This window comes from Rathayibacter sp. VKM Ac-2762, from assembly GCF_009866585.1.
In the GTDB taxonomy this organism is placed as follows: Bacteria; Actinomycetota; Actinomycetes; order Actinomycetales; family Microbacteriaceae; genus Rathayibacter.
This window is the reverse complement of sequence record NZ_CP047419.1, coordinates 538,373-550,838: the sequence shown is the minus strand read 5'-3', so window position 1 is coordinate 550,838 and position 12,466 is coordinate 538,373. Positions and strand designations below refer to the sequence as shown.

The following is a 12,466-nucleotide window of genomic DNA, read 5'->3' as shown; positions in this document are numbered from 1 at the left end:
CCGGGGCTGCTCCGATGAGGGGCATCGTCCTCGCGGGTGGTTCGGGGTCGCGGTTGTGGCCGATCACCAAGGGCATCTCGAAGCAGCTGATGCCGATCTACGACAAGCCGATGATCTACTACCCGCTGTCGACGCTGATGATGGCCGGGATCGACGAGGTCCTCGTGATCACGACCCCCGAGTACAACGACCAGTTCCGCGCACTGCTGGGCGACGGGTCGAGCCTGGGCATGCGGATCGAGTACGCCGTGCAGCCCTCCCCCGACGGGCTCGCGCAGGCGTTCCTGATCGGCGAGGAGTTCATCGGCGACGAGTCCGTCGCCCTGGTCCTGGGCGACAACATCTTCCACGGCACCGCCCTGGGCACCGCCCTCGCGGCGAACACCACGATCGAGGGCGCCGTCATCTTCGCCTACCAGGTCGCCGACCCGCGCGCCTACGGAGTCGTCGAGTTCGACGAGCACTTCCGAGCCGTCTCCATCGAGGAGAAGCCCGAGCAGCCGCGCAGCAACTACGCCGTGCCCGGCCTCTACTTCTACGACAACGACGTCGTGGCGATCGCGAAGACGATCACGCCCTCGGCCCGCGGCGAGCTCGAGATCTCGACGATCAACGAGCGCTACCTCGAGGCGGGGCGGCTGAACGTCCAGGTCCTCGACCGGGGAACGGCCTGGCTCGACACCGGGACCTTCGATTCCATGATCGAGGCGACCGAGTTCGTGCGCGTGATCGAGCAGAGGCAGGGATTCAAGATCGGCTGCATCGAGGAGATCGCCTGGCGCAACTCCTGGATCGACGACACCCGCCTCGCCGAGCTCGCCGCACCGCTGGTCAAGAGCGGATACGGCGCCTACCTCCACCGCCTGCTCAGCCTCGAAGGCGTGAACGCGGGCCGCTGAGCCCGGCCTCCCCCGACCTTCCCGACCTCCAGGAGAACCCGTGCGGATCCTCGTCACCGGCGGTGCCGGCTTCATCGGCAGCAACTTCGTCCACCTCACCCTGCGCGAGCGTCCCGACGCGCGGATCACCGTGCTCGACAAGCTCACCTACGCGGGCAGCCGCGACTCCCTCGCCCCCGTCGCCGACCGAGTGCGGCTGGTCGAGGGCGACGTCGCCGACGCCGAGCTGGTGGACCGGCTGGTCGCCGACGCGGATCTGGTGGTCCATTTCGCCGCGGAGTCGCACAACGACAACTCCCTGCACGACCCGACGCCCTTCCTCGCGACGAACGTCATCGGCACCTTCGCGCTCCTGCAGGCGGTGCGCGCGCACGACGTGCGGTACCACCACATCTCGACGGACGAGGTGTACGGCGACCTCGAGCTCGAGGACCCCGCGCGCTTCACCGAGCACACCCCCTACAACCCCTCCAGCCCCTACTCCTCGACCAAAGCCGCCAGCGACCTCCTCGTGCGCGCCTGGGTGCGCTCCTTCGGCGTGCGCGCCACGATCTCCAACTGCTCCAACAACTACGGCCCCTACCAGCACGTCGAGAAGTTCATCCCCCGCCAGATCACCAACGCCATCGACGGCATCCGCCCCAAGCTCTACGGCACCGGCGCCAACGTCCGCGACTGGATCCACGTCGACGACCACAACACCGGCGTCTGGGCCATCATCGACCGCGGCGAGATCGGCGAGACCTACCTCATCGGCGCCGACGGCGAGAAGAGCAACCTCGACGTCGTCACCCGCATCCTCACCGCCTTCGGACAACCCGAGGACGCCTTCGACCACGTCACCGACCGCGCCGGACACGACCTCCGCTACGCCATCGACTCCACCCGCCTGCGCACCGAGCTCGACTGGCGCCCCCGCTACACCGACTTCGACGCCGGACTCGCCGCCACCATCGACTGGTACCGCGCCAACGAGGACTGGTGGCGCCCCGCGAAGGCCGCCACCGAGGAGAAGTACTCCGCTCAGGCCTGAGGCGGCCCGCCGGCGGGGATCAGTGCGGACCGACTCCGGTCGACACCCGGCCGGACGGCCGCGGAGAGTCGCACGGGCCGGGCGTCCGCTTCGCGCGGGACCGGCCGGACAGGACGATGCGGAGCAGCTGCAGCGGCTCGAGGAGGTAGCGAGCCGCGAGGCGGCGCGGGTCGCGCGCCAGGCGGAACAGCCACTCCACGCCCAGGGCGCCCATCCACCGCGGGGCGAGCGCCTGCGTGCCGGCGATGTAGTCGAGGCAGCCCCCCACGTTCGCGAACGCCGCCCGCGGGGCGAGGTCCCGGTTCTCCAGGATCCAGCGCTCCTGGCGGGGCATGCCCATCCCGACCAGGACGAGATCGGCACGGGCGAGCGACTCGGCGAGCGGCAGCTCCTCGCCGATGCCGTGCCACTGCTGGTCGAATCCGTCGTACGCGAGCCAGGTCATCCGGGACGTGCGGGCGGCGACCGCCTCCGCCGCTTTGGCCGAGGACTCCGGCGTGCCGCCCACAGCGACCACCACCAGAGGCTCGTCGTTCTCGATCAGCGGGAACAGCCAGTCGGTGCTGCCGATGCGGTGCTGCGGAGTCAGGGGCGAGTCGACCGCCGTTCCTCGGGCGAGCGCCAGGATCGGCCAGCCGTCGATCAGCACGGTGTCGGCCTTCTCGCAGAACCGGCGGAAGTGCTCGTCGGTCTGCGCCATGTAGAGCCCGTGCAGATTGAGGTTCCCGATGATGCGGCCGCGGTGCTCGCCGGCGAGGATCTCGGCGATCATCTCCGGAGCGGTCCGGGCGTCCACATGACCGAGGTCGAAGGGGAGCGCAGTGCGCGCAGCGGCTGTCATGCGGTCTCCTTCACGGAGGTGACGATGGTCTCGACGCGGCGGGCCCACGAGTGCTCGGCCCAGACGTCGCGCTGACGGTCGGCGGCGACCCGGGAGAGCTCCGGCAGCGAGCGGACGCTCTCGGTGAGGACACTGCGCAGGTCCTCCTCTCCTGCCGAGTCGTAGCAGACGACGGGATAGCCCTCGCGCTGGAGGCCCGCCGTCACGTCGTGCCGGCTCGCGACCACCGGCTTGCCCGCGGCGAGGTACTCCCAGAGCTTCAGCGGGGAGAAGTAGCTGCCGTTGGCGCTGGAGTGTCCGGCGAAGCAGAGGTCGACGCCGGCGAGGAAGGCGGGGACGTCGTCGGGGTGCACCCGTCCGCGGAAGGTGACGCGATCCGCGAGGCCGAGCTCGTGGACCTGCCTCTCCAGGTCGGCGCGGACCGGTCCGTCGCCGGCGATGTCGAGGTGGACCTCGCCCAGGTCCTCCGAGGCCAGCAGTTCGACCAGCGAGGAGACGTTCTGCCACGGGTAGAGCGTGCCGAGGAACCCGATCCTCGGGGTGCGGGTCCCGTCCACGATCTCTGCGGGGCGGTGCACGGTGTGGTCGACGCCGTTGGCGACGACGAGGATGCGCTCCCGGGGGATGCCGTACCGGGCGGTGAGCTGGTCGGCGAGGGCGTCCGTGACGGCGACGATCAGATCGGCGCGGCGGAGAGTGCGTCCCTCCATCCACTCGGCGAGCGCGCGGCTGGTGGTCGCCCGTCGCTCGCTGGTCGCCTCGACGGCGAGGAGGGCGTTGACCTCCAGGACCCAGACGGCCCCGGTGGCGCGACGGGCGAGGGAGCCGAGCTCCTGGAAGAGCGCGTACCGCTCGTAGGCGAAGTCGGCGGTCGACCCGGAGACCCGGCGCTTCAGCTCGAAGCGCGAGCGCACCCGGGAGACCAGCCGGAAGACGTCGGTCGCCACGATGGTCAGGCGCGAGCCGGACATGCGGCTCTCCGACCCCTGCCCGTGCACCGCCTCCGGCATCGCGTCGCCGACGATGAAGCGCTCGACCCGGACGCCGCTCTGCTCCAAGCCGTTGATCACGCCGAGAATGTGCGAGCGCGGGCCCAGACTCTCGGTGGAGGGCTTGGTCGACAGGCGCGGAGCGCCGGATAGATACAGTGCTTTCACGGGGCGAGGGTCTCCAGACGGATCACTTGACGGTAACACCGGGGAATTCGGGACCGAGACCGGTACGGCTACCCGTTGGGGGGTCATGACGGCGAGAATCGTTCACCTCGCCCGCGAACCCGTTCGATTAGCCTTCACCTCGGTTCGTCGAGTATTACAGACAGTGCGGGACGAGGGCATGACACCCGTTCGTCCGACCGACAATCGTCGGATTCCCGAATGGGACTCCATATCCTGAACACTTCGAAAGGGAATGACGCGTGACCGATCCGGCCCCGAAGAGGAATACCGTCCGAGTCCTCCTCTCCGTCGCTCCGCCGGACGGAACCACACGATTCGTCGACCAGGTGACGCGCTTCGCTCCAGAGGATATCGACTTCTCCTTCTTCTCCTGGAGAAAGGCTTTGATCGGCAGATGGGACGTGTTCCACGTCCACTGGCCGGAATTCCTGATGAGAGGGAGATCGAAGCCGATAGCCGCGGCGCGGACGGCATTGTTCGCGCTCTTTATCGCTCGATCGTCGCTTTCTCGGGGAAAAGTGGTCCGCACTCTGCACAATCTCGAGCCGCACGCCCCCGGGGGTCGCATCGAGACGGTGCTCCTGTCCGCTCTCGAGCGCCGCACGGACCTCTTCGTGACCCTGACGGGGGTGACGCCGGTGCCGGGGAGTGCACGCTCCGTCCTCATCCCGCACGGCCACTACCGGGACGTGCTCCCGCTCGAGCACAGCGCCCCGATGCGGTCGGGACGCCTGCTGTACTTCGGCCGCATCGAGCCCTACAAGAACGTCGAGCGCCTGGTCGAGGTCTTCCGTGAGCTGGACGATCCGGAGCTCGTCCTCGGCGTCGTCGGCAAGGCGCCCGCCGCCCTCGCCGAGCGGATCGCCCAAGTCGCTTCCCTCGACGCCCGGGTCACGACGCGCTTCGGCTTCGTGCCGGACGAGGAGATGGTCGCCGAGATGACCTCGTCGCAGCTGGTGATCCTCCCCTACACCGAGATGCACAACTCGGGCATCCTGCTGGTCGCGCTGTCGCTCGGCCGCCCCGTCCTCGTGCCGCGCACCCCGGCGAACGTCCTGCTCGCCGACGAGGTCGGGCAGGAGTGGGTGCGCATGTTCGACGGCGGGATCGACCGCGACGACCTGCTCGCCGCCGTCCGTGCGACCGCCGATCTCCCCGCATCGGGACCCGTCCTCGCGGGACGCGACTGGAGCGCCGTCGGCGCGTCCTACGCCCGCGCCTACCACCTCGCGGTCGACGCCCCCGTCGCTCGTGCCCGCCGAACAAGAGGGACCTCATGAGCACCCGCATCTTCGTCAACCCGAGCGGCCAGAAGGAGAACCTGGGCGACTCGGTGCTCCGCCGGGCGTACCTCGACGCACTGCGCGATCAGGGACAGCTGCACGTCTACGCCGGCACCCACTCCGCGTACGTCTCGGGCCTGGGCCTGTCCACGGAGGACGTGGTCTACCACTCCCGCTCGAGCTGGCTCCGTGCCGCCCTCGCCGTCGGCCCGCGCGGCTCCCGCATGGGCTTCGCGCTGAACGCGGGCGAATGGGTCCTCGATCGCCGCTTCCTCGTCAACTCCGCCTGGCAGACGGCGCTGCTGACCCGCTCGCGCCTCGGCGGCGGCCGACCCGTCGCCCTCGGCATCGCTCTGCGGCGGGACCAGGGAGCCCTCCCCCGCCGGTGGTTCCGACGCATGCTCTCCCTGACCGGAAAGACCAGCTGGCGCGACCCCGACAGCCGTGCCGATCTCGGCGTCGGGACCGTCGCTCCGGACTGGGCCTTCGCGCTGGGCAGCGCGCCCGAGCGGTTCCGTCCCGCGGATCAGCGCCGCACGATCGCCGTCGCGCTGAGGGGCGACCGTCCGGCCCCGACCGCGGTCTGGCTCGGGACGGTGCGCGCACTCGCCCGCTCGCTCGACGCCCGCATCGTCGTGGTCGATCAGATGCAGGAGGACGAGCAGCGCTGCGCCGAGCTCGCCCGCGACCTGGACGGCACCGTACTGGGCTGGGACGCCTCCGTCTCGCACGCCGACCACGAGGAGCGGGTGCGCGAGCTCTACCGCGACTGCGCCGCGGTCGTCAGCGACCGGATCCACGCCCTCATCCTCGGGATGACCGAGGGCGCCGTCCCGATCGGCTTCACCACGAGCGACCCGGAGAAGGTGCGCCGCACGTTCGCCGCAGTCACGACCCTGCCGGTGGCCTTCGCTGAGAAGGACGTCACCGGCGAGACCGACGCCGTGGAGCGGGCGCAGGCACTGCTCGGTCAGAGGGACCGGCTCCTGGCCGACCTCGCTGTCGGGCGGGAGCGCCTCGCCGGGCTCCGCAGGTCGCTGACCCTCTGACCGCCGGGGCGCCCGGGCCGGGCGCCCTCCGCGACGTCGGCGACCTCAGCGTCGGCGGATCGCCAGAACGGTCCGCTGGAGGAGTCGCGCGTCCTCCCGGTAGGCCCGCAGGAGGAGGACGGCGAGCCCGGCGATCGCCAGGTCGATCGCGCCCACGATCAGCAGCTGGCCCAGGGCGCCGAGCCCGGCGGTCAGTGCCAGCGCGGGCAGCGAGACGACGACGATCGCGACACCGAGCGCGAGCGGACGGCAGGCCTGCAGGAGGAGCGCCCTCACGTCGATGCCGGCGCGCGGCACCGCGAAGAACGAGAGCACCACCCAGTTCAGGACGAGGCCGGCGGTGCTGCCGATCGCGACGCCGATCGGGCCCCACACCACTCCGATCGCCATGAAGACGACCATGAGCGAGCGCGAGACGATGCTGAACCGCAGCTGGAGCCCGGTCAGCGCCTTCGCCAGGAACACCCAGTAGTAGACGAACCCGAGCGCCTGGAAGACGCCGCCGATCGCGAGGATCCGGAAGATCGTCTTCGACTCGTCCCAGCCGGGGCCGAGCGCGATCTCGATGATCGGGTCGGCGAGCGCGGCTGCCGCGAAGAAGACTCCGCCCATGACGTAGGCGAGCACGAGCTGGGCCCGCTGCACGTACCGCTCGAACTCCGGGCTGTCCTTCATCCGCGAGAGCACGGGGAAGGCGACCCTGGTCATGGGCGCGGCGATCTGCTGGAGCGGCATCCGGAAGATCTGGTAGGCGCGGTCGTAGACGCCCAACGCGCCGGCTCCCCAGACCCGACCGATCAGCACGCTGTCGGCGTTGCCGCTGATGTAGTTGACCAGCTGCACCCCGACCGTGTTCGCGCCGAAGCCGAGGAACGCGCGCATGCCCTGCGTGCGCGAGGGCAGGCCGGGCAGCCAGCCGGCACCGATCACCAGGACGACCAGGGTCGTGACCGCGACCAGCAGCTGCTGGGCGACGAGGGCCCAGTAGCCCGCTCCCGACAGCGCGAGCAGGACCGCGCCCGTGGAGGCGACGAGCTGCGCCAGCACATCGGAGGCGGCGAGCCAGCGGAACCGGAAGCGGCGGGAGACCTCGGCCTTGAACTGGGCCGTGACGGAGTTGACCACGAATACCGCGGACAACGCCTGGCAGACCGGGACGAGCTCGTCGCGCCCGTAGAACGCAGCGATCGGCACTGCGAGCAGGAACACGATCCCGCCCAGCACCAGCCCGAGGAGGACGTTGATCCAGAGCAGGTTGTTGCGCTGGGCGTCGGTCACGTCGCTGGACTGGATCGACGCCATGGAGAGCCCGAAGTCGCCGAGGAGCGTCGCGACTCCGGCGATGGCCAGCACCATGGAGACCACTCCGTAGTCGTCCGGGCTCAGAAGCCGCGCGAGGACCGCGAGCGCGCCCAGCTGCAGGACGAAGCGGATCCACTGCCCGCCGAGCGTGGCAGCGGCGCCGCGGGCGGCGTCACCGGCGATCGTCACCGCGCAGCCTCGACGACGCTCCCCCAGAGATCGCGCGGGAAGGCCTCGAGCAGCGCGTCCGGACGCCAGTCCAGGGGCGGCTCGCCCCCCGCCTGGATCGCCTCGGCGACGGTCGCGGCCGGAGTGAAGCCCGCGCGTCCGGAGCCCTCGTAGTAGTCCCGGTACTTGAAATCGGGCTCGCTCGCCGAGGCCACCAGCCGAGCCGGGATCCCGAGCGACTCCGCCACGACGATCGCGTGCAGGGACGAACCGACGACGAGGTCGCTCGCCGCGATCGCGCCCAGCACCTCGAGGACGGGGCGCGTCGGCTCGACGAGGCCGTCCTCCGCCCGCGGGGCGGTCCCGTCGGCGCGCATCCGACGGAGATCGTTCAAGTTGGGGAGGACGGTCACCCGGCGGTCGGGGGTGTTGCGGCGCAGCTCGTCACGACCCCAGAGGGTGCCGACGAGCAGGCCCGGGTCGCCGTAGACCTCGGGGACGGCGATGCCCCGGGCGCGGAGGAAGCCGCGGGTCAGAGGACCGCGGACGGCCCGGACGTCGAGGTCGGTGAAGTCGAATCGTGCGTCCAGCGACTTGCCGTTCGCCCCGATGCCCCACAGGGTGTCCCCGTCGCGGGCGAGCTTGAGGATCGACCCCACGGCGAGCAGTCGGCGGCGCTCGAGCGCGGAGCCGGGCGAGATCCCCTCGCGCTGCAGGATCCGCTCCACGATCATCGGGCCGAGCAGATCGCCGAAGTTGTCGACTCTCCTGCGGATCGGCACGAATCGGGCCCAGGGGGCGCGACTGATCGGCTGTGCGGGATTCCAGTGGACCACGTCGATCTTCGGCACAGAAGTATGCTCTCCTCGTCCTGCGGCATGCGAGAATCACGACGCCGACCTAGACTAACGGCACTCGGCACATCTGCCTCACCGCGTGATATCACCGCTAGCGAGCGGCGCCCGCGCTCTCGACGGAAGACGATCCCATCTCGAACAATCGGTCAGCTCTTGTCCCCCCCAACGGGCGGCAGAGAGTCGCGCGGCACGGAATGCCCTCGAGTGATCCTCGACGAGCGAGAAGGCCGCTTCTGGTGGGCGTGCTCCTGGGCTCCGCGGCAGGACTCGTCGGAGTCCAGATCAACGCTCTCGGCCCTTTCCAGGGAGTGAGCATGCTGCTCGTGGGGCTGTCCTTCCTCACGGCACTCCTCTGGAAGGACAGGGCTCCTCTCGCCCGAGTGAGACTGACTTCTCTCGACTACTCCTTCCTTCTTCTCCTCATCGCCTGGGGAATGCTCGAGCTCGTGAATTCGGGCGAGTTGAGGCATTCGCCTTTCATCGGCGTGCTCCTCACTGTCGGTGTCGCTTATGCGGCCACTTTCCCGGTCCGGATGGTCGTCCGCGCTCCGTCGGACCTGGCGCCGTTCCTCCGAGGGTTCAGCGCACCAGGCGTGCTCGTCGCGCTGATCGCGATCGCACAGCTGCTGCGCGTGCCCGGCGTCAACGAGGTGCTGGTGCAGATCACGAGCTCCGGCGGTCTCGCCGAGCGGCTCTCGAGCGGCTGGGACATCCGGGGCACGTCGACGATCGGCCACTGGACCGCTCTCGGCGGGTACCTCGCCTGCGTGATCGCGGCGTCCTGCGTCGACCTGATCATCAGCTCCGCGGGCACGAAGCTCGCCCCCTGGCCGGTCGCGGCCCTCACCGTGCTCTTCGCGGGCGCCGTCACGACGCTGACCTTCGCGACGATCGGCGCCGCAGCGGTCATCCTGGCTCTCACCGCACTGCGGCTGAAGGCCCGTCCCGTCCTGGTGCTCTCGGGGGTGGCCGTGCTGGCGGCCGGCTGGCTCGTGCTCGGGCAGAGCATCGCCGCACGCCTGGAGCAGCAGTCCGGGCAGTCGCAGTACGCGATCGCCCAGTACTCCTGGCTGCCGCAGACCATCGGCTACCGGGTCAACATCTGGGTGACGGAGACCCTCCCCGCCATCGCGGAGCGTCCGCTCAGCGGCTGGGGCACCCAGGTCTACTCGGCCGTCGACAAGGGCTGGCCCGTGCGGCCGTCCTCGCTGGTGTGGGTGTCGCCCGAGTCCGAGTGGATGCGCACGCTGATCGCGAGCGGGGTCCTCGGTCTCCTCCCCGAGGTCCTGCTGCTGCTGGTCGCATTCGCCGTCGTGCTCCGCTCCCGCCGGATGCTCGGAGCCGCGGCCGTGTTCCCGGTGACGATCCTGCTGGTCGTGCTCGTGGTGATCTCCACCATCCACAGCCACTTCTCGAACCCCGGCGTGCCCCTCGCGCTCTGGCCGCTGGTCTTCGCCGTGGCCGTCGCGGCCCGTCGCGCGAAGACGCCTCCGGTGCCGCCGTCGTCGAAGGCCGAATCGCCGAAGCGGCGCCGGCAGCACCTCCCCCGCTGACGCGGCTGCACGATCGGACGCCGGCCGACCGTGCAGCCGGACGGCTAGACCGACTGCCGCCAGGCCCCGCCGTCCCAGAACAGCAGCAGCTGCCCGCCCGGATCGACGGCGACGTCCTGACCACCGGTGAGCGCGGTACCGCCCGCCGCACCGTGGCGCACGGTGACCGGACGCGCCCCGGCGTGCAGCAGGTGCAGCCGCTGACCGAAGACGGAGCCCGAAGGCAGGGCCGCCATCGTGAGCGTGTTCGTGGACACCAGTCGCACCATGATCACCGGGTCGGGTGAGAGCGGCAGGCGCTTCTGGGTCGTCGTGACCTCGTTGTTGCCCCAGACGAAGACACCGGACGTGGCGACCTCGGTCGCTCCGTCGGCGGGTACGTCGCACCGCCACTCGATGGACGACTGGGGCGACAGGTTCTCCCCCGGCATGTAGCGGAACGGGTAGCTGAACCGCACATTGCGGGCGCGCACCAGGTGGTCCGTTCCGCTGAAGACGCCCCAGGTGCGGGCGACCATGTCGGGCGTGCTGCGCACCTCCAGTCCGTCGATCTCCGTGCGCTGCTGACCCGGGACCGCGCCCGCTGTGCTGCCCGAGCCGATGGGCCGGGGCGTGCCGGAGGTGTTGGCCTCGAAGTCGAGGATGGTGTCGCGGATCCGCAGCAGGCTGTTCTCGGAGTAGATGCCGTGGTAATCGCCGGTGCCGGGATTGCTCGCGCCCGCGCGGAACACGCCTCCGGCCAGCACGACCGAGGCGTTGTAGCTGACCAGCAGCGCTCCGGTTCGCTCGGCGTAGATGTCCGAGGCCGTCACCGTCGGCGAGGGGTCGAAGACGCCGGCGCTCGGGTGCCCGGCGGGTCGACGGACGACGCGCACCGCGGCTCCCCGGGCGTCGAACGCGCGGAATCCGTTGATCTGGTGCGAGCGCGAGTCCCCGCCCTTGGCCTCGTCCTGCACGATCACGCCGTTCTCGACGAAGCGGGCCGTGCAGTCCACGACCCGGTGCCCGATCCCCCGCAGCTGGTACCCGGACTGCCCCTGGCTGCCCTGGCCGATGCCGGAGGTGGCCGTGCAGCCGATGAAGGTCACTCCCTCCGAGCAGTGGTGCGTGTCGAAGGCGCTCGAGGTGGTCATCAGAGCGTTCACTCCCGAGACGACCGTGCCGTAGGTGCGGCCATAGCCGGAGAGATCGCTGTTGACCGCGACGCGGTTGGTGTCGTCGGAGTAGGAGTGGCGCACATGCGAGTACACGCCGCGGTCGACCTGGCCGAAGCTGCTCCCGACGTCCGAGACGCCGTATCCGAGGATCGACGAGCCCGCGTCGTCGGTCGCGAACCGCACGACCGCGTCCTCGACGAGGTATCCGTAGCAGGAGGTGAAGCGGAAGACCGGGCCCGAGGCGCGGGTGACCGTCACCGAGCGCAGCTGCGGATAGCGCAGGCGGGAGAAGTAGACGAGGGGCTCGTTCGACGCGGTCGCGCGCGCGGCCGCGACCATCAGGGTGCCTCCCTCGATCGAGAAGGTCTGATCCGAGATCTGCGCGACGCGGATGTTGGTGCTGTAGGTCTCGCGGAGCACTCCGCCGAGCACCACCGTCGATCCGGACGAGGAGCGCACGACCGCGAACTCGCCCAGGCGGGACTCGACGACGCCGTCCCCCGGCCGGCGCTCCGGGATCGGGTCGTCCGACACGATCTTCACGATCGTGCCGGGAGCCCAGTCCGGTGTGCCGCCGACGCTCAGCTGCGACACGGCGGAGGCTCCGGCCGGAGCGGCGACCGTCACGGCGGTGACGGGGAGGACGGTGCCGTAGGCCCCGGAGACCGAGAAGATCGGCTTCGACGAGGTGGCGACGAGGGTCGCCCCGTGCGCGCTCACCCGCAGGGACTTGGCGAGCCGGGGGTAGAGCGAGGTCCCGACGAGGTAGGTGCCGGTCGGGATCACCAGCAGACCGCCCTCGGGGACGGCGTTCATCGCCTTCTGCAGGCCGGCGCTCGAGTCCGTCGCGCCGGTCGCGTCGATGCCCGAGAAGCGGGCGGCGGAGGCGACCACGGCGATCCGGTCGAGCTCGCCCTGCGAGATCGTGACCGCGGCCTCGGCGGCGGGGGCTGCGGCGGCGCTCCAGGCGCCGACCGCCCCGATCGCACCGGCGGCGAGGACACCGCGACGCAGGAGGGAGGCGGGACGCCCCGGGTTCTCGTGAGTGGTTCGGTCGCCGATCAAGGGGGGCCTCCCGGACGTGCGGTCGTGGGCGCGGGGAGAGCCCCGCGCCCCCATTGTCGGAAGGGGTCGTCGGCGGGTGGC

Annotated in this window: 10 protein-coding genes; 5 read left to right on the top strand and 5 right to left on the bottom strand. The window is 70.6% G+C overall.

From position 1 onward, the window contains the following. Positions 1 to 14: 14 nt before the first annotated feature. Both rfbA and rfbB read left to right on the top strand, forming a co-directional pair. Positions 15 to 899 carry a glucose-1-phosphate thymidylyltransferase RfbA gene (gene rfbA / locus GTU71_RS02640; protein ID WP_104232713.1) on the top strand — a complete coding sequence of 295 codons (885 nt, stop codon included), beginning with the start codon at positions 15 to 17 and terminating at the stop codon, positions 897 to 899. A gap of 40 nt (positions 900 to 939) precedes the next feature. Next, the gene (gene rfbB / locus GTU71_RS02635) at positions 940 to 1,932 is read left to right on the top strand and encodes a dTDP-glucose 4,6-dehydratase (RefSeq protein WP_104223009.1); all 993 of its coding nucleotides are present in this window, start codon (positions 940 to 942) and stop codon (positions 1,930 to 1,932) included. A 19-nt stretch (positions 1,933 to 1,951) separates the two neighbouring features. Here the strand turns inward: rfbB and GTU71_RS02630 are convergent, their stop codons facing one another. Continuing rightward, positions 1,952 to 2,773, bottom strand: a complete 822-nt coding sequence (locus tag GTU71_RS02630) for a WecB/TagA/CpsF family glycosyltransferase (protein WP_159939251.1) — start codon at positions 2,771 to 2,773, stop codon at positions 1,952 to 1,954. Beyond that, the gene (locus tag GTU71_RS02625) at positions 2,770 to 4,017 is read right to left on the bottom strand and encodes a glycosyltransferase (protein ID WP_279631241.1); all 1,248 of its coding nucleotides are present in this window, start codon (positions 4,015 to 4,017) and stop codon (positions 2,770 to 2,772) included. The genes GTU71_RS02630 and GTU71_RS02625 overlap by 4 nt, the downstream gene beginning before the upstream one ends. A gap of 452 nt (positions 4,018 to 4,469) precedes the next feature. On the opposite strand from GTU71_RS02625, the gene GTU71_RS02620 reads away from it, so the two are divergent. Both GTU71_RS02620 and GTU71_RS02615 read left to right on the top strand, forming a co-directional pair. Continuing rightward, complete coding sequence (locus GTU71_RS02620; protein WP_159939249.1) at positions 4,470 to 5,231, top strand: glycosyltransferase; 762 nt, start codon at positions 4,470 to 4,472, stop codon at positions 5,229 to 5,231. Further along, complete coding sequence (locus GTU71_RS02615; RefSeq protein WP_159939248.1) at positions 5,228 to 6,283, top strand: polysaccharide pyruvyl transferase family protein; 1,056 nt, start codon at positions 5,228 to 5,230, stop codon at positions 6,281 to 6,283. The genes GTU71_RS02620 and GTU71_RS02615 overlap by 4 nt, the downstream gene beginning before the upstream one ends. Before the next feature lie 45 nt (positions 6,284 to 6,328). Here GTU71_RS02615 and GTU71_RS02610 read toward each other — a convergent pair whose 3' ends face one another. Together GTU71_RS02610 and GTU71_RS02605 are read right to left on the bottom strand one after the other, a co-directional pair. Beyond that, positions 6,329 to 7,774, bottom strand: coding sequence for a lipopolysaccharide biosynthesis protein (locus tag GTU71_RS02610; protein ID WP_159939247.1), 1,446 nt, complete (start codon positions 7,772 to 7,774; stop codon positions 6,329 to 6,331). Next, the gene (locus GTU71_RS02605; protein WP_159939246.1) at positions 7,771 to 8,604 is read right to left on the bottom strand and encodes a polysaccharide pyruvyl transferase family protein; all 834 of its coding nucleotides are present in this window, start codon (positions 8,602 to 8,604) and stop codon (positions 7,771 to 7,773) included. The genes GTU71_RS02610 and GTU71_RS02605 overlap by 4 nt, the downstream gene beginning before the upstream one ends. Positions 8,605 to 8,846: 242 nt before the next feature. Between GTU71_RS02605 and GTU71_RS02600 the strand changes: the two genes are divergently transcribed. Beyond that, positions 8,847 to 10,163 (top strand): O-antigen ligase family protein, encoded by a 1,317-nt coding sequence (locus tag GTU71_RS02600; RefSeq protein WP_159939245.1) that lies wholly within the window; start codon positions 8,847 to 8,849, stop codon positions 10,161 to 10,163. A gap of 44 nt (positions 10,164 to 10,207) precedes the next feature. Here the strand turns inward: GTU71_RS02600 and GTU71_RS02595 are convergent, their stop codons facing one another. Further along, positions 10,208 to 12,385: a hypothetical protein gene (locus GTU71_RS02595; protein ID WP_104249570.1), complete on the bottom strand. Its 2,178-nt coding sequence runs from the start codon at positions 12,383 to 12,385 to the stop codon at positions 10,208 to 10,210. Positions 12,386 to 12,466: the final 81 nt, after the last annotated feature.

Excerpts from the sequence above, each read along its gene's own strand:
- rfbA (WP_104232713.1), top strand. The coding sequence starts at position 15 with ATGAGGGGCATCGTCCTCGCGGGTGGTTCGGGGTCGCGGTTGTGGCCG.
- GTU71_RS02630 (WP_159939251.1), bottom strand. The coding sequence starts at position 2,773 with ATGACAGCCGCTGCGCGCACTGCGCTCCCCTTCGACCTCGGTCATGTG.
- GTU71_RS02625 (WP_279631241.1), bottom strand. The coding sequence starts at position 4,017 with ATGACCCCCCAACGGGTAGCCGTACCGGTCTCGGTCCCGAATTCCCCG.
- GTU71_RS02615 (WP_159939248.1), top strand. The coding sequence starts at position 5,228 with ATGAGCACCCGCATCTTCGTCAACCCGAGCGGCCAGAAGGAGAACCTG.